Origin of the sequence: Pseudomonas sp. BIGb0164 (genome assembly GCF_024810135.1) — a bacterium.
Taxonomy (GTDB): domain Bacteria; phylum Pseudomonadota; class Gammaproteobacteria; order Pseudomonadales; family Pseudomonadaceae; genus Aquipseudomonas.
Genome location: NZ_JANUEA010000004.1, coordinates 315,052 through 331,849, shown reverse-complemented (window position 1 = coordinate 331,849; position 16,798 = coordinate 315,052). Strand labels below are relative to the sequence as shown.

Genomic DNA, 16,798 nt, shown 5'->3' with positions numbered 1-16,798 from the left:
GGCCGATCAATGTGGGAGGCCGATACGGTTTTTCCATGCTGATGAAAAAGGCGTCCCTGGTGGGCGCCTTTTTTGTGCCTGGGATTTGGCTGTCGGCCGCCCAGGCCCAGGTGTTTTGCCCCGCGCCGGCCAACGTGGCCAGGGTGGAGGTGCAGCGCGTGGTCGATGGCGACACGGTCCGCCTCAAGGACGGTCGCAGCGTGCGGATGATTGGCCTCAATACCCCCGAAACCGCCAAGAAAGGCCTCACTGACGAGCCTTATGCCGTCGCTGCCCGCCAGCGCCTGCAAGCCTTGGTGCATGCCAGCGATGGCCAGCTAGGCATGGTGCCTGGGCGTGAGAGCAAAGACCGGTATGGCCGAACCCTGGCCCACCTCTATGGGGCTGACGGCGAAAACCTGGAAGCGCAGTTGCTGGCGCAGGGCCTGGGGTTCCAGGTGGGTGTGGCGCCCAACGTGGACCTCGTCACGTGCCAGCAGTTGGCCGAAAACAGTGCGCGCCAGGCACGGCTGGGGGTGTGGCGGCAGTCGCCCGTGCAGCCTGTCACCCAGCTCAGGCAATCCGGCTTTGCCTTGGTCAGCGGCCGGGTGAGCAAAATAGAACGCAATCGCGGCGGTATTTGGATCGACTTGGAGGGCGCACTGGTATTACGCATTGCACCCGATATGGCTCGACAATTCGACAGTGCCTGGCTCGATGGTCTGCAAAGCATGAAAATCGAGGCGCGTGGCTGGGTGCAGGATCGCTCCAGGCGAGACGGCCTGAAAAAGGGGCAGGGGCGCTGGCTCCTGGCGCTCACCGATCCCGGTATGCTCAAATCGTCGTTTGAATAAAAAATTGTAGACATTTTTTATGTCGATTGTGAACAGTTGAGCCCTTGTATCCCGTGGCTCTTGGCCGAAAGTCGTAGCGCAGGGCCCTTGACACCTGTGACTGCCCAGTCTTGTGGGGACTTTGCGACACGCGTATCCTCGGCGGTCCGTCGACCAACAGTAAAAGCGGAATGCCGATATGTCTGATTTGAAAACTGCCGCTCTCGAATATCATGCCCATCCTCGTCCAGGAAAGCTGAGTGTAGAGCTCACCAAAGCCACTGCCACCGCTCGCGACCTGTCGCTGGCCTACAGCCCTGGTGTTGCCGAGCCCGTACGTGAAATCGCCCGCGACCCTGAACTGGCGTACAAGTACACCGGCAAAGGCAACCTGGTTGCAGTGATTTCCGATGGCACCGCGATTCTGGGCCTGGGCAACCTCGGCCCATTGGCTTCCAAGCCAGTCATGGAAGGTAAAGGCGTGCTGTTCAAGCGCTTTGCCGGCATCGACGTTTTCGACATCGAAGTCGACTCCGAAAGCCCGCAGGCTTTCATCGACACCGTCAAGCGCATTTCCATCACCTTCGGTGGCATCAACCTGGAAGACATCAAGGCACCTGAGTGCTTCGAGATCGAAAAGGCCCTGATCGAACAGTGCGACATTCCGGTATTCCACGATGACCAGCACGGCACGGCGATCGTCACCGCAGCCGGCATGATCAACGCCCTGGAAATCGCTGGCAAAACCCTGGCTGACGCCAAGATCGTCTGCCTGGGCGCTGGCGCAGCGGCCATCTCCTGCATGAAGTTGCTGGTGAGCATGGGCGCCAAGCTGGAAAACATCTTCATGGTCGACAGCAAGGGCGTGGTCCAGTCCGAGCGTACCGACCTGAACCAGTACAAGGCGATGTTCGCCCACGCGACCGACAAGCGCAGCCTGGCTGACGCCCTTGACGGTGCAGACGTGTTCGTTGGCCTGTCCGGCCCGAACCTGCTGAGCGCCGAAGGCCTGAAGTCCATGGCGGCCAACCCGATCGTGTTCGCCTGCTCCAACCCTGATCCAGAAATCTCTCCGGAACTGGCTCACGCCACCCGCAGCGACGTGATCATGGCGACCGGCCGTTCGGACTACCCGAACCAGGTCAACAACGTACTGGGCTTCCCGTTCATCTTCCGTGGTGCCCTGGACGTTCGCGCCAAGCGCATCAACGAAGAAATGAAAGTGGCGGCCGCCAACGCCCTGCGTGAACTGGCCAAGCTGCCGGTCCCTCAGGAAGTGTGCGATGCCTACGGCGGTATCAAACTGGAATTCGGTCGTGAGTACATCATCCCGAAACCAATGGACAAGCGCTTGATCACCCTGATCTCCGATGCCGTGGCCAAGGCCGCCATCGAGACCGGCGTGGCTACCCTGCCGTATCCGAAGCACTACCCGCTCAAAAGCGTGGATGATGTGTTCAACGGCTAAGCCGTTGTAGCGCACCAACAAAAAGCCCCGGCTCTTGCGAGTCGGGGCTTTTTTTGTACCTGGCGATAAACCCAAGAGTTGCGCAACACCCAATGTGGGAGCGGGCAAGCCCGCTCCCACATTCGATCTGCGTCAGAACAGGTCGATCGGCGCCGCTTCATCCGCTGGCAGCGGGCTGCCCGGTGCAACGCCATTGCCCAGCTCGTTGACCGACGGCGGCGTGTCTTCGCTCTTGAACAGTTCGAAGTACGCATTCGGCGTGCTCGGCGAGGCCGCGCGGCCGCTGATCGGGTCGATCCGCAGGCTGAGGATGCCTTCCGGCTCTGGCTGGGTGTGCAGCGGCTTGTCTTTGAGGGCTGCACCCATGTAGCTCATCCAGATCGGCAGTGCCACGGTGCCACCAAACTCGCGGCGGCCCAGGCTTTCCGGCTGGTCGTAGCCGGTCCAGACGGTGGTTACGTAATCGGCGTTGTAGCCGGAGAACCAGGCATCTTTGGAGTCGTTCGTCGTACCGGTCTTGCCGGCGATGTCTGCACGGCCCAGGGCCAGTGCACGACGGCCGGTGCCTTTCTTGATCACGTCCTCAAGGATGCTGTTGAGGATGTAGGTGGTACGGCCATCCACCACGCGTTCGGCAACCGCCGGCGCCTGGGGCTCGGCCGGTGCAGTGGTGCTTGCGGTGGGCGCTGCACCTGGTGTCGGTTCGATGGTGATGCCGCCGTGGCTTGGCGCTGCCAGGCCGTCGGTGGCGGCCACACCGTTGACCACATCGCCTGGCACCCGTGGAGGGTTGGCGGTGAACAGGGTTTCGCCGTTACGGCTTTCGACCTTATCGATCAGGTACGGCGAGATCTTGTAGCCGCCGTTGGCAAACGTACTCCAGCCCGTGGCGATTTCCATGGGCGTGAGGGTCGCGGTACCCAGGGCCAGGGACAGGTTCGGCGGCAGGTCCGACTTGTTGAAGCCAAAGCGCGTGATGTAGTCGATGGTCTTGCCGACACCCATGGCCTGCAGCAGGCGGATCGACACCAGGTTACGCGACTTGTACAGCGCTTCACGCACGCGGATCGGGCCGAGGAACGTGTTGGTGTCGTTCTTCGGGCGCCAGACCTTGTCCAGGTATTCGTCGACGAACACGATCGGTGCATCGTTGACCAGGCTGGCGGCGGTGTAGCCGTTATCCAGGGCCGCGCTGTAGATGAACGGCTTGAAGCTCGAGCCCGGCTGGCGCTTGGCCTGGGTGGCGCGGTTGTAGTTGCTCTGCTCGAAGGCAAAACCACCGACCAGCGCGCGGATCGCACCGTTCTGCGGGTCCAGGGACACCAGCGCACCCTGGGCCAGCGGCACCTGGCTGAACTTCAGGCTGTCGTCCTTTTGGCGCTGCACGCGGATCAGGTCGCCCACTTGCGCGACGTCAGACGGCTGCTTGGGCATCGGGCCCATGCTGTTGGTGTTCAGGAAGGGGCGCGCCCACTTCATGCTGTCCCAGCTCACATGGGCTTCGCCGGTGCGGGTCAGCACTTGCACGCCATCTTTCTTCACCTGGGTGACGATGGCAGGCTCCAGGCCGCTGATCGGGCGCTGCTTGCCCAGCTCGGTGGTCCAGGCGCTCAGGGTCTTGCCCGGCAGGCGCGACTCGGGGCCGCGGTAGCCGTGACGCTGGTCGTAGGTGATCAGCCCGGAATGCACCGAGTTGTTGGCGATTTCCTGCAGGTCGCTCGGCACCGTGGTGGTTACGCGGAAGCCTTCGGTGTAGGCATCGCTGCCATAGCGGCCGACCATCTCGGCGCGGGCCATTTCAGCGATGTACGGCGCATTCACTTCCGGCGTCGGCACGTGGTAGCTGGCGTTCAGCGGTTCGGCCACGGCGCTTTCATAGGCGGCCTGGTCGATCTTGCCCAGCTTGTACATGCGCCCCAGGATCCAGTCGCGGCGCTCTTTGCTGCGCGCCGGGTTGGCCAGGGGGTTGAAGCGCGAAGGGGCCTTCGGCAGGCCGGCGATCATCGCCATTTGCGCCAGGCTGGCGTCACGGATGGACTTGCCGTAGTACACCTGGGACGCGGCTTCGATCCCGTAGGCGCGGTTGCCCAGGTAGATCTTGTTCACATACAGCTCAAGGATCTCGTCCTTGGTCAGCTGACGTTCGATTTGCAGGGCCAGCAGGATCTCGGTGGCCTTGCGCGAGAAGCTGCGCTCGCTGGTGAGGAAGAAGTTCTTCGCCACCTGCATGGTGATGGTGCTGCCCCCGGATTGAATGTGTCCGCTTTTTACCAACTGCGTGGCTGCACGCACCAGGCTGCTGGGGTCGACGCCGTAGTGGTTGGCGAAGTTATCGTCTTCGGCCGACAGCAAGGCGCTGATGAAATTGGGTGGAATATCGGCGAAACGGATCGGTGTGCGGCGCATTTCGCCGAACTCCGCGATCAGCTTTTCATCGCTGCTGTAGACCCGCAAAGGAATCTGCAACTGGATACTTCTGAGGGCCTCTACGGAGGGCAAACCCGGACTAAGGTAGAGGTAGGCACCGCTGAGCACGAGCAGCAGCCCGCAGACAATCGCGACAATGGAGTACCCGAAAAACTTCAGCAGACGAATCAAGGCTTTTGGATTTCCAGAGAAAAGAAAGAGTTACGCGTCGGGGCATGCATGGCAAACGATGGATCGACCCGAGCTGCAGATAAAAAGCGGGAAAAAACGCTGGGCATTAAAGCATTTTTCGGCTTGGGGCGTCATTCGCACCACTTAAACAAGCCGACCGAATGCAGGGCGCCCAGCGGCAATCAGGCTGGTATGACAGGCAAAGCTTTAGGGAGTTTTATGAGAAAGGGATTTTTCAGGCGAAAAAACGACAGCGTCCTGGGTATTGATATCAATGATGCCGGGATCAAGCTGATCGAGTTGGGCCGTTCAGGCAGTGTGTATACGGTGCAGGGCTATGCCACCCAGGCGCTGGCGGCCCATGCGGTGGTTGATGGCACGCTGCTGGACCTCGAGGCAGTCGGGCACGCCTTGCACGAGGCTGTGTCCCGGTCGCTGGCCTCCACACGGCTGGCGGCGGTTGCCGTTGCCGGGCCTTCAGTCATTACGCGCGTGATCGAGCTGGAGGCGGGGCTCAGCGACGAAGAAATGGCTTGGCGCATCCAGATGGAGGCCGACCAGTACATTCCTTACCCGCTGGATGAGGTGGCCATCGACTTTCAGGTCAAGGGACCTTCGCCCCAGGACCCTGCCCGGGTCGAGGTGCTGCTGGCCGCCTGTCTCAGGGAACAAGTCGAAGCGCGCGCAACGGTTTTGACCCGCGCCGGCCTCGTGGCACAGGTGGTGGACGTCGAAGGGTTTGCATTGGAGCGCGCTTGCAGTCAGGATTTCGCCAGCTTCACGCCGGGCCATCGAGTCGATGGCGCACAATGGGCCGTGGATGCCCAAGGGATGGGAATTGCTTGCGGGTTGGCCCTGAGGAGTTTTGCTTGATGACACGCATCAACCTTTTGCCTTGGCGCAAGGCGCTGGAGCAGCGCAAGCGCAAATACTTTCTGATGTTTTTGCTGGCGTTCGGCTGTGCCGCACTCGCAGCGGTGTGGCTGGCAGACCAGGTGATCGATCAGGCCATCGACCGACAAGTGGCGCGCAACAGCCATTTGAACAAGGAAGTGGCTGTCGTCGACGCGCGCATCAAGACCATCGACAGCCTGCAGGAGCAGAGCCAGCAATTGGCTGAGCGGATGAAAGTCGTGCAAGACCTGCATGATGCCCGCTCCTCCAGCACCCAGATGTTTGATCAACTGGCCCGCGCGGTGCCCGAGGGTGTACACCTGCACGAGGTGGTGGCTAACGGCGATACGATCAGCGTCAGCGGCAGCGCGGAGTCCAGCCAGGACATCGCTCAACTGATGCGGCGCCTGGAGGCTTCGCAAGGTACCCACGCCACGCAGTTGCAGCATGTGCGTGCGGAGGGCGGGCGCGGAAACAACGAGTTTCAATTGATGGTGCGCCAGGGCGAGTCCACCGAGGCCCAGCCTTGAGCCTGCCCAGGCTCGACTTATCCACACTCTCTCACAACGCTACCCAATGGCCCCTGCCGGGTAAGGCCCTGTTGGGCTGCGCGCTCGCAGGCGTGGTGTTGTGGGTGGGTGATGGATTGGTCATGGGCCCATCCCGTGAGCAGTTGAAGGCGGCTGAGGTGCGTGAAGTTGCCCTGCGCCAGGAGCTTGAGCAAAAGGCCGGCGTTGCTTCCAGCCTCGAAGATCGCGCGCGTCAGGTTCAATTGATGCAGGACACGGTGTCGGGGCTGTTGCGGCAGTTGCCTGGTGTGTCCGATGTGCCTGGTTTGTTGGATGACATCGCGCGTCTGGCGGCGACCAATGATCTGGTGGTTGAGGACGTCACCGTACTGGATGCAGAGGCTGGTTCGCTCTATGTCGCGGAACCGTTGCAGCTCGGTATTTTTGGCGCGTATCACAACCTCGCTGCCTTCGTCAGCGCCTTGGGTGGCCTGTCGAGGATCGTCACTGTGCACGATGTAGCGCTTCGCCGGGACGGCTCGATGTTGCGCCTCGATCTACTGGTAAAGGCCTATCGCAGCTCATCACCGCATGCTCGGCCCGGCCTGCCGGTCGCGCCGCGAGAGCGGTTTGTCTACGCGGCGGCTTCTCTGCGTGACCCCTTTCAGTCGGCGGTGTCGCCTAGCGATTATCTGCCTGGTCGGCGGGCACCCGCACCGGACCTGACCCGTGCCCGTGGAGTGCTGGAGGGGCTGGCAGTCGACCGATTCGAAATGGTCGGCACGCTGTCCCGTGGCGAGCAAACCTTCGCCTTGCTGCGTGCGGCGTCGAAGGTGCATCGGCTGGCGGTCGGCGACTACCTGGGCCCCAACCATGGCCGGGTGACCGCCATTACGTCGGGTCATGTGGAGCTCGCCGAGCTGTTTCCCGATGAACAGGGTGCCTGGCTGGAGCGCTCGCGAACCCTCTTGTTAAACGTCAACTCATAACGGAATCAAACAATGAAAAGGACTTTCTCGTCCTTCGGTGTGGCGCTATGGATAGCGTTCACAGCACCGATGGCTTTCGCTGTGCCCAATCGCGTGGATTTGATCCAGCTGCCGCCACCTGCCAGTGCGCCTCTGAGCACCTACAGCGGCGACACATTGAGCCTGAATTTCCAGAACATCGAGCTGCGCGCCGTGTTGCAGCAAATTGCCGACGTGGCCGGCTTGAACCTGGTGGCCAGCGATGAGGTGCAGGGCTCAATCACGTTGAGGCTCAAGGACGTGCCGTGGGATCAGGCGCTGGACCTGGTGTTGCAAAGCAAGGGTTTGGATAAGCGAGTGAAGGCGGGTGTGTTACTGGTGGCGCCTGCCGAAGAGCTCGCCGCCCGCGAACTGCTGGTATTGGAGTCGCGCAAGCAGATCGCCGAGCTGGCGCCTTTGCGTCGCGAGTTGTTGCAGGTCAACTACGCCAAGGCGGCCGACCTGGCCAAGTTGTTCCAGTCGGTGAGCGGCCTGGAGGGCGTCACGGATGAACGAGGCTCGGTGGCTGTTGATGATCGCACCAACAACATCATTGCCTATCAGACCGGCGAGCGGCTCGACGAGCTGCGGCGCATCGTGGCGCAGTTGGATGTGCCGGTGCGCCAGGTGATGATCGAGGCGCGAATCGTCGAGGCCAATGTCGATTACGACAAAAGCCTGGGCGTGCGCTGGGGCGGGCGGCTGAACCGAGGCAATTGGAACGCGGGGGGCATCGACAAGCCGTTGGCCGAAGGCGCCGAATTGCCGGAAAACCCGCCCAGTTCGCCGTTTGTCGATTTAGGCTCGCTGACGGGGACTTCAGGCCTTGGCCTCGCCTTTATCACCGACAACCTGTTGCTGGACCTCGAGCTGACCGCCATGGAAAAAACCGGTAATGGCGAAATCGTCTCGCAGCCCAAGGTGGTGACGTCCGACAAGGAAACCGCGCGAATCCTCAAGGGCACCGAAATTCCCTACCAGGAGTCCAGTTCCAGCGGCGCCACCTCGGTGTCCTTCAAGGAGGCCTCGCTGTCGCTGGAGGTGACCCCGCAAATCACCCCCGACGACCGCGTGATCATGGAGGTCAAGGTCACCAAGGACGAGCCCGACTACCTGAACAAACTCAACGATGTGCCGCCGATCAAGAAAAACGAGGTCAACGCCAAGGTGCTGGTCAAAGATGGCGAGACCATCGTCATCGGCGGGGTTTTCTCCAATACCCAAAGCAAAGTGGTAGATAAGGTGCCATTTTTGGGCGATGTGCCGTATCTTGGCCGCCTTTTCCGGCGCGATGTGCTGGCGGAGAAAAAATCCGAGCTGCTGGTATTCCTGACTCCGCGTATTATGAATAACCAGGCGATTGCTGTGAGTCGTTGATTCTGTGCGAAATTTGATTCTTGTAGGACCGATGGGGGCTGGAAAAAGCACCATCGGCCGTTTGCTGGCCAAAGAGCTGCGCCTGCCGTTCAAAGATTCCGACAAGGAAATTGAATTGCGCACGGGTGCCAATATCCCTTGGATCTTCGATAAGGAAGGCGAGCTGGGCTTTCGCGACCGCGAGCAGGCGATGATTGCCGAGCTGTGCGGCTGCGACGGCGTGGTATTGGCCACCGGCGGCGGTGCGGTGATGCGCGATGAAAACCGCCGTGCGCTGCATGCCGGTGGTCGGGTGGTCTATCTGCATGCGTCGGTCGAGCAGCAGGTGGGCCGCACCGCCCGCGATCGCAATCGCCCGTTGCTGCGCACAGCTGACCCGGCAAAAACCTTGCGGGACCTGCTGACGCTGCGCGACCCGCTTTATCGGGAGATCGCCGATCTGGTGGTGGAAACCGATGAGCGGCCGCCTCGAATGGTCGTCCTCGACATTCTGGAGCGCTTGCAGCAGTTGCCACCCCGTTAAAGCCAGGCCCGAAATGCGCTATTCTCGGCGGCGCGCCATGGTCCTTCGGAGTGTGGCGTAGAGCCATCAGGCGACGTCAGAACCGAGCGTTGCCGATCGTAAATATATCTTCACGCGGGGACACATGCAGACACTTAAGGTCGATCTAGGCGAGCGCAGCTACCCAATCCATATTGGCGAAGGTTTGTTGGACAGGCCCGAGTTGCTGGCGCCGCATATCGCGGGGCGGCAAGTGGCGATCATCTCCAACGAAACGGTCGCGCCCCTGTACCTTGAGCGTCTGAGTCGCAGCCTGGCGGCGTACTCGGTGATCTCGGTGATCCTGCCCGATGGCGAAGCCCACAAGAACTGGGAAACCCTGCAACTGATTTTTGATGGCCTGCTGACGGCACGGCATGACCGCCGCACCACCGTGATCGCCCTGGGCGGCGGGGTGATCGGCGACATGGCCGGCTTCGCGGCCGCCTGCTACCAGCGCGGTGTGGACTTTATCCAGGTACCCACGACGCTGTTGTCCCAGGTCGATTCGTCGGTGGGTGGCAAGACCGGTATCAACCACCCGTTGGGCAAGAACATGGTCGGTGCGTTCTACCAGCCCAATGCCGTGCTGATCGACACCGCCACCCTCAACACCTTGCCGCCCCGCGAGCTGTCGGCGGGCCTGGCGGAAGTCATCAAGTACGGGCTGATCTGCGACGAGCCGTTCCTGGCCTGGCTGGAGGAGCACGTCGACGCCCTGCGCAACCTGGACCAGGTTGCACTCACCGAAGCTATTTCCCGCTCCTGTGCCGCCAAGGCGCTGGTGGTAAATGCCGATGAGCGCGAGTCCGGCGTGCGGGCCACCTTGAACCTGGGCCACACCTTCGGCCATGCGATCGAAACGCACATGGGCTATGGTGTGTGGTTGCATGGGGAGGCCGTGGCGGCTGGCACGGTGATGGCATTGGACATGTCGCAGCGCCTGGGATGGATCACCGCCCAGGAGCGCGATCGCGGCATTCGCCTGTTCCAGCGTGCCGGGTTGCCGGTCATCCCGCCGGAGGAAATGACCGAGGCGGATTTTCTCGAACATATGGCAATAGACAAGAAAGTGATCGACGGTCGACTGCGACTGGTGCTGCTGCGCCGCATGGGTGAAGCGGTGGTGACCGACGATTATCCGAAAGAGATTTTACAGGCCACGCTGGGAGCGGATTACCGCGCCCTGGCCCAGCTTAAAGGTTAATAAGATCCCGATGACTAGTTTGCATGCCGACGAGGCGTTCCTCGGCCATTACCAGTTAAGCCACGACCCTTTTGCTCCACGGGTGCCTGGCTTCAAATTTTTCCCGGCCCAGCGCAAGCCTGTTCTCGGCCAGTTGCACCACCTGGCGCGTTACAGCCAGCTGCTGCTGGTCGTGACCGGCCCGTTGGGCAGCGGCAAGACCTTGTTGCGCCAGGCGCTGGTGGCCAGCACCAACAAGCAGTCGGTACAGAGCGTGGTGGTGTCGGCCCGTGGTGCCGGTGATGCGGCGGGTGTACTGCGCCAAGTGGCCCAGGCCCTGGACGTGGCCACTGCCGAGCCGAACGCGATCCTCAAGCAGGTGGTACAGCTGGGCCTGACCGGCCAGGAAGTCTACTTGCTGGTCGACGACGCCGAGCAGCTCGACGAATCTGCCCTGGAAGCGCTGCTGGCGCTGGCGGCGGGCACGCCGGAAGGCCGTCCGCATGTATTCCTGTTCGGTGAGTCGTCGTTGATCGCCGATCTGGAGCAGATCAGCGGTGATCAAGAGCTGTTTCACGTCATCGAGCTGCAACCGTACGAAGAGGAAGAAACCCGCGAATACCTGGCTCAGCGCCTGGAAGGTGCGGGGGCGGGCATCGAACTTTTCTCCGCCCAGCAGATCTCTGATATTCACGAAAGCTCCGACGGCTGGCCTGGCACCATCAACCAGGTTGCCCGCGATGCAATGATCGAAGCCATGATTGCCAGCCGCTCTGCGGTGAAGCGTCCAAAGATGGGGTTCACTATGCCTAAGAAGCACGTATTGGCTATTTCCGCGGTTGTCGTGGTTGCCGTAGCCGCCGCCTGGTTGATCCCGGGCCGCAGCAAGGCACCGACGACTGCCGGCGCGCCAACCGAACAGGCGCAGTTGCCATTGGGCAAACCCACGCCAAATGTCGAATTCGCCAATTCCGGCCAACCGACCAACCTGCCGATGGTCGGCCAGCCGGTCATGCGCGGTCCGTTGGCTGAAGAGGCCGGTGGCATCTCCGAAGGCGACGACGGCGTGCCGGTGGAAGGTTCCAGCGCGACGCCGCCAACCGTGACCACCACTGCACCGCCTGCGGGCGTGCCAGCGGGCCAGCCGGCGGCAGTTGCCAAGCCGACCCCTGCACCGACCGTTGCCACCGCCAAGCCTGCGCCTGTGACCAAGCCGGTCGCGCCTGCGCCAGCCGCCAAGCCAGCTCCAGCGGCCAAGCCTGCCGAGAAACCGGCCGCCACCGTTGCCAAGGCCGGTGCTGCGGGTAGCGGTTGGTATGGCAGTCAGCCTTCCGGCAACTTCGTGGTGCAGATCCTCGGCACCAGCTCCGAAGCCAACGCCCAGGCGTTCGTGAAAGAGCAGGGCGGCGAGTACCGTTATTTCAAGAAAGTGCTCAACGGCAAGCCTCTCTATGTGATCACCTATGGCAGTTTCGCCAGCCGTGCAGCGGCTGATTCTGCCATCAAGGCCTTGCCAGCGAAGGTTCAGGCTGGTAAACCTTGGCCTCGCACTGTTGCCAGCGTTCAACAAGAACTCGCAACAACTCGCTGACGATCCGGCGGCCTTACCCAGGCCGCCCTCCCGGCACCTCAAAAAAACCGCAAGTGCGTGCTGTCTCTTGAGACCGCGCGCTTTGTGGTGTCTGCGTCACAGTGGCTTTTGAGTCGTAGCGGTCAGAATTAAAAAAGTTTTGACTAGCACAGCATATCGCTTTAAACCTTTCATAAATGCGACATAGATTTGCGACATTTCGTCGCTAAATTTGTGAGCGTTCGTGTCGGTGTGTACAATGACCTCCCTTTTGCCCCCGCTAAGCCGGCGTACGTTCGGCGTGGAAGGTAACCGGTTGAATTGAAAAGAAATTTGCCTCGTTATAAGAGGCAGCCTGGTGAGAAAGTGTCTATGAAAGCAGGTCTGTACCAACCCGATGAATTCAAGGATAACTGCGGTTTCGGCCTGATAGCCCATATGCAGGGCGAACCCAGTCATACCCTTTTGCAAACGGCCATCGAGGCCCTGACCTGCATGACCCACCGCGGTGGGATCAACGCCGACGGCAAGACCGGTGACGGTTGTGGCTTGCTCATTCAAAAGCCCGACCTGTTCCTGCGCGCTGTCGCAAAAGAGCAATTTGCAGTCGACCTGCCCAAGCAGTACGCCGTGGGCATGGTGTTCTTCAACCAGGACCCGGTCAAAGCCGAGGCCGCTCGCGAGAACATGAACCGCGAGATCCTCGCTGCCGGCCTGCAACTCGTCGGCTGGCGCAAAGTGCCTATCGACACCAGCGTACTCGGCCGCCTGGCCCTGGAACGCCTGCCGCAGATCGAACAAGTGTTCATCGCGGGCGAAGGCCTGAGCGACCAGGACATGGCGATCAAGCTGTTCACGTCCCGTCGTCGCTCGTCCGTGGCCAACGCCGCCGACACCGATCACTACATCTGCAGCTTTTCCCACAAGACCATCATTTATAAAGGCCTGATGATGCCGGCGGACCTCACCGCCTTCTATCCAGACCTGAGCGATGAGCGCCTGCAAACCGCAATCTGCGTGTTCCACCAGCGCTTCTCCACCAACACCCTGCCGAAATGGCCGCTGGCCCAGCCGTTCCGCTTCCTCGCCCACAACGGCGAGATCAACACCATCACCGGCAACCGCAACTGGGCCGTGGCCCGTCGCACCAAGTTCGCCAACGACCTGATGGACCTGGAAGAACTCGGCCCGCTGGTCAACCGCGTGGGTTCCGACTCCTCCAGCATGGACAACATGCTCGAGTTGATGGTCACCGGCGGCATCGACCTGTTCCGTGGCGTGCGCATGATTATTCCGCCAGCGTGGCAGAACGTCGAAACCATGGACCCGGACCTGCGTGCGTTCTACGAGTACAACTCGATGCACATGGAACCGTGGGACGGCCCGGCCGGCGTCGTAATGACCGACGGTCGCTACGCGGTGTGCCTGCTCGACCGTAACGGTCTGCGCCCGGCGCGCTGGGTCACCACCACCAACGGGTTCATCACCCTGGCGTCGGAAATCGGCGTGTGGGACTACAAGCCAGAAGACGTGATCGCCAAAGGCCGTGTAGGCCCTGGCCAGATCCTGGCCGTGGACACCGAAACCGGGCAGATCCTCGACACCGACGCCATCGACAACCGCTTGAAGTCGCGTCACCCGTACAAGCAATGGCTGCGCAAGAACGCCCTGCGCATCCAGGCGACCATGGAAGACAACGACCACGGTTCGGCTTTCTACGACGTCGACCAGCTCAAGCAGTACATGAAGATGTATCAGGTCACGTTCGAAGAGCGCGACCAGGTGCTGCGTCCGCTCGGCGAGCAAGGCTACGAGGCCGTCGGCTCCATGGGCGATGACACGCCGATGGCCGTGCTGTCCCAGCGCGTGCGCACGCCGTACGACTACTTCCGCCAGCAGTTCGCCCAGGTGACCAACCCACCGATCGACCCGCTGCGCGAAGCCATCGTGATGTCCCTGGAAGTGTGCCTCGGTGCCGAGCGCAACATCTTCCAGGAATCGCCTGAGCACGCCTCCCGCGTAATCCTCAGCTCGCCGGTGATTTCGCCGGCCAAGTGGCGCTCGTTGATGACCCTGGATCGCCCGGGCTTCGACCGCCAGATCATCGACCTGAACTACGACGAGAGCCTCGGCCTTGAAGCCGCCGTGCGCAACGTCGCCGACCAGGCCGAAGAAGCCGTGCGCGCCGGTCGTACCCAGATCGTGCTGACCGACCGTCACATTGCCCCAGGCAAGCTGCCGATCCACGCCTCGCTGGCCACCGGCGCGGTGCACCACCGCCTGACCGAGAAAGGCCTGCGTTGCGATTCCAACATCCTCGTCGAAACTGCCACCGCGCGTGACCCGCATCACTTTGCGGTGTTGATCGGCTTCGGCGCCTCGGCGGTGTACCCGTTCCTGGCCTACGAAGTGCTGGGCGACCTGATCCGTACCGGTGAAGTACTGGGCGACCTCTACGAGGTGTTCAAGAACTACCGTAAAGGCATCACCAAGGGCTTGCTGAAGATCCTGTCGAAGATGGGTATCTCCACCGTCACGTCCTACCGTGGCGCGCAATTGTTCGAAGCCATCGGCCTGTCCGAAGAGGTGTGCGAACTGAGCTTCCGTGGCGTGCCAAGCCGCATCAAGGGCGCGCGTTTCGTCGACATCGAAGCCGAGCAGAAAGCCCTGGCAGCTGAAGCCTGGAGCGCGCGCAAGCCGATCCAGCAAGGCGGCCTACTGAAGTTCGTACACGGTGGCGAATACCACGCGTACAACCCGGACGTGGTCAACACCCTGCAAGCCGCCGTGCAGCAGGGCGACTACGCCAAGTTCAAGGAATACACCTCGCTGGTGGATAACCGCCCGGTGTCGATGATCCGTGACCTGTTCAAGGTGAAGACCCTGGACACGGCGATGGACATCAACGAAGTCGAGCCGCTGGAATCGATCCTCAAGCGCTTTGACTCCGCCGGTATCTCCCTGGGCGCCTTGTCGCCCGAGGCTCACGAAGCCCTGGCCGAAGCCATGAACCGCCTGGGTGCGCGTTCCAACTCCGGCGAAGGCGGTGAAGACCCGGCGCGCTACGGCACCATCAAGAGCTCGAAAATCAAGCAGGTCGCGACCGGCCGCTTTGGTGTGACCCCGGAATACCTGGTCAACGCCGAAGTGCTCCAGATCAAGGTGGCCCAAGGTGCCAAACCGGGTGAAGGTGGCCAACTGCCGGGCGGCAAGGTCAACGGTCTGATCGCCAAGCTGCGTTACGCAGTGCCGGGCGTGACCCTGATCTCGCCTCCACCGCACCACGACATCTACTCGATTGAAGACTTGTCGCAGCTGATTTTCGACCTGAAACAAGTCAACCCGCAGGCCCTGGTCTCGGTGAAACTGGTAGCAGAAGCCGGCGTCGGCACCATCGCCGCTGGCGTGGCCAAGGCCTATGCCGACCTGATCACCATCTCCGGCTACGACGGCGGTACCGGTGCTTCGCCGCTGACCTCCATCAAGTACGCCGGCGCTCCGTGGGAGCTCGGCCTGGCCGAAACCCACCAGACCCTGCGCGGCAACGATCTGCGCGGCAAGGTGCGTGTACAGACCGACGGCGGCCTGAAAACCGGCCTCGACGTGATCAAGGCTGCGATCCTCGGCGCCGAAAGCTTCGGCTTCGGTACTGCGCCAATGATCGCCCTGGGGTGCAAATACCTGCGTATCTGCCACCTGAACAACTGCGCCACTGGCGTCGCCACTCAGAACGAGAAGCTGCGCAAGGATCACTACATCGGCACCGTCGACATGGTGGTGAATTTCTTCACCTACGTCGCCGAAGAGACCCGTGAGTGGCTGGCCAAGCTGGGCGTGCGTTCCCTCGAAGAGCTGATCGGCCGTACCGATCTGCTGGAAATCCTCGAAGGCCAGACCGCCAAGCAGCACCACCTGGACCTCACGCCGTTGCTCGGCAGCGATCACGTCCCGGCCGACAAGCCGCAGTTCTGTGGTGTGGACCGTAACCCGCCGTTCGACAAAGGCCTGCTGGCCGAGAAGATGGTGGACATCGCCGGTCGCGCAATCAGCGAAGCCAGCGGTGGCGAATTCGAACTGGATATCTGCAACTGCGACCGTTCCATCGGCGCACGCATCTCCGGCGAAATCGCACGCAAGCACGGCAACCAGGGCATGGCCAAGGCGCCGATCACCTTCCGCTTCAAGGGCACTGCAGGCCAGAGCTTTGGCGTGTGGAACGCCGGTGGCCTGCACATGTACTTGGAAGGCGATGCCAACGACTACGTGGGCAAGGGCATGACCGGCGGCAAGCTGGTGATCGTTCCGCCTAAAGGCAGCGTCTACAAGACCCAGGACAGTGCCATCATCGGCAACACCTGCTTGTACGGCGCCACCGGTGGCAAGCTGTTCGCGGCCGGTACTGCCGGTGAGCGTTTCGCCGTGCGTAACTCCGGTGCTCACACCGTGGTGGAAGGCACTGGCGATCACTGCTGCGAGTACATGACCGGGGGCTTTGTCGCGGTACTGGGCAAGACCGGTTACAACTTCGGTTCGGGCATGACCGGCGGTTTCGCCTACGTGCTCGACCAGGACAACACCTTCGTCGACAAGGTCAACCACGAGTTGGTCGAGATCCAGCGGATCAGCGGCGAAGCCATGGAGTCCTACCGGAACCACTTGCAGCACGTGCTGGACGAGTACGTCGAGGAAACCGGCAGCGAATGGGGCCGCAACCTCGCCGAAAACCTCGATGATTACCTGCGTCGTTTCTGGCTGGTCAAGCCCAAGGCTGCCAACTTGAAATCGTTGCTTTCCAGCATCCGTGCCAACCCGCAGTGATATGCGCCTGAAGAGTTT

Annotated in this window: 10 protein-coding genes and 1 pseudogene; 10 read left to right on the top strand and 1 reads right to left on the bottom strand. The window is 61.7% G+C overall.

The window, feature by feature from the left end; genetic code table 11:
* Positions 1-35: 35 nt before the first annotated feature.
* Both M2394_RS12845 and M2394_RS12840 read left to right on the top strand, forming a co-directional pair.
* Complete coding sequence (locus tag M2394_RS12845) at positions 36-833, top strand: thermonuclease family protein (RefSeq protein ID WP_259172728.1); 798 nt, start codon at positions 36-38, stop codon at positions 831-833.
* 178 nt (positions 834-1,011) lie between these two features.
* Positions 1,012-2,280 (top strand): malic enzyme-like NAD(P)-binding protein, encoded by a 1,269-nt coding sequence (locus tag M2394_RS12840; protein ID WP_178918592.1) that lies wholly within the window; start codon positions 1,012-1,014, stop codon positions 2,278-2,280.
* A gap of 132 nt (positions 2,281-2,412) precedes the next feature.
* Here the strand turns inward: M2394_RS12840 and M2394_RS12835 are convergent, their stop codons facing one another.
* Positions 2,413-4,875, bottom strand: a complete 2,463-nt coding sequence (locus M2394_RS12835) for a penicillin-binding protein 1A (protein WP_405046572.1) — start codon at positions 4,873-4,875, stop codon at positions 2,413-2,415.
* Between the two features lie 222 nt (positions 4,876-5,097).
* On the opposite strand from M2394_RS12835, the gene M2394_RS12830 reads away from it, so the two are divergent.
* The 8 genes and pseudogenes from M2394_RS12830 to gltB all read left to right on the top strand — a co-directional run bounded on the left by M2394_RS12830 (position 5,098) and on the right by gltB (position 16,780).
* A complete protein-coding gene (locus tag M2394_RS12830; protein WP_259172906.1) occupies positions 5,098-5,751 on the top strand; it encodes a pilus assembly protein PilM in 654 nt (217 codons plus the stop codon).
* Positions 5,751-6,302, top strand: a complete 552-nt coding sequence (locus M2394_RS12825; RefSeq protein WP_259172725.1) for a PilN domain-containing protein — start codon at positions 5,751-5,753, stop codon at positions 6,300-6,302. The genes M2394_RS12830 and M2394_RS12825 overlap by 1 nt, the downstream gene beginning before the upstream one ends.
* Positions 6,299-7,270: a pilus assembly protein PilP gene (locus M2394_RS12820; RefSeq protein WP_259172724.1), complete on the top strand. Its 972-nt coding sequence runs from the start codon at positions 6,299-6,301 to the stop codon at positions 7,268-7,270. The genes M2394_RS12825 and M2394_RS12820 overlap by 4 nt, the downstream gene beginning before the upstream one ends.
* 141 nt (positions 7,271-7,411) lie before the next feature.
* Positions 7,412-8,665, top strand: a pseudogene (locus M2394_RS12815) (type IV pilus secretin PilQ); the annotation flags it as partial.
* A 4-nt stretch (positions 8,666-8,669) separates the two neighbouring features.
* Positions 8,670-9,188: a shikimate kinase AroK gene (gene aroK, locus M2394_RS12810; RefSeq protein ID WP_017138567.1), complete on the top strand. Its 519-nt coding sequence runs from the start codon at positions 8,670-8,672 to the stop codon at positions 9,186-9,188.
* 124 nt (positions 9,189-9,312) lie between these two features.
* A complete protein-coding gene (gene aroB / locus M2394_RS12805) occupies positions 9,313-10,413 on the top strand; it encodes a 3-dehydroquinate synthase (protein ID WP_178918596.1) in 1,101 nt (366 codons plus the stop codon).
* Positions 10,414-10,423: 10 nt separating this feature from the next.
* The gene (locus M2394_RS12800; protein WP_178918597.1) at positions 10,424-11,983 is read left to right on the top strand and encodes an SPOR domain-containing protein; all 1,560 of its coding nucleotides are present in this window, start codon (positions 10,424-10,426) and stop codon (positions 11,981-11,983) included.
* Positions 11,984-12,334: 351 nt separating this feature from the next.
* Positions 12,335-16,780, top strand: coding sequence for a glutamate synthase large subunit (gltB, locus tag M2394_RS12795; protein ID WP_178918598.1), 4,446 nt, complete (start codon positions 12,335-12,337; stop codon positions 16,778-16,780).
* The last annotated feature ends 18 nt before the right edge of the window (positions 16,781-16,798 follow it).

Bases quoted from the DNA above. Each gene is read 5' to 3' on its own strand.
- M2394_RS12845 (WP_259172728.1), top strand. From the start codon at position 36: ATGCTGATGAAAAAGGCGTCCCTGGTGGGCGCCTTTTTTGTGCCTGGG.
- M2394_RS12840 (WP_178918592.1), top strand. From the start codon at position 1,012: ATGTCTGATTTGAAAACTGCCGCTCTCGAATATCATGCCCATCCTCGT.
- M2394_RS12830 (WP_259172906.1), top strand. From the start codon at position 5,098: ATGAGAAAGGGATTTTTCAGGCGAAAAAACGACAGCGTCCTGGGTATT.
- M2394_RS12825 (WP_259172725.1), top strand. From the start codon at position 5,751: ATGACACGCATCAACCTTTTGCCTTGGCGCAAGGCGCTGGAGCAGCGC.
- aroB (WP_178918596.1), top strand. From the start codon at position 9,313: ATGCAGACACTTAAGGTCGATCTAGGCGAGCGCAGCTACCCAATCCAT.
- M2394_RS12800 (WP_178918597.1), top strand. From the start codon at position 10,424: ATGACTAGTTTGCATGCCGACGAGGCGTTCCTCGGCCATTACCAGTTA.
- gltB (WP_178918598.1), top strand. From the start codon at position 12,335: ATGAAAGCAGGTCTGTACCAACCCGATGAATTCAAGGATAACTGCGGT.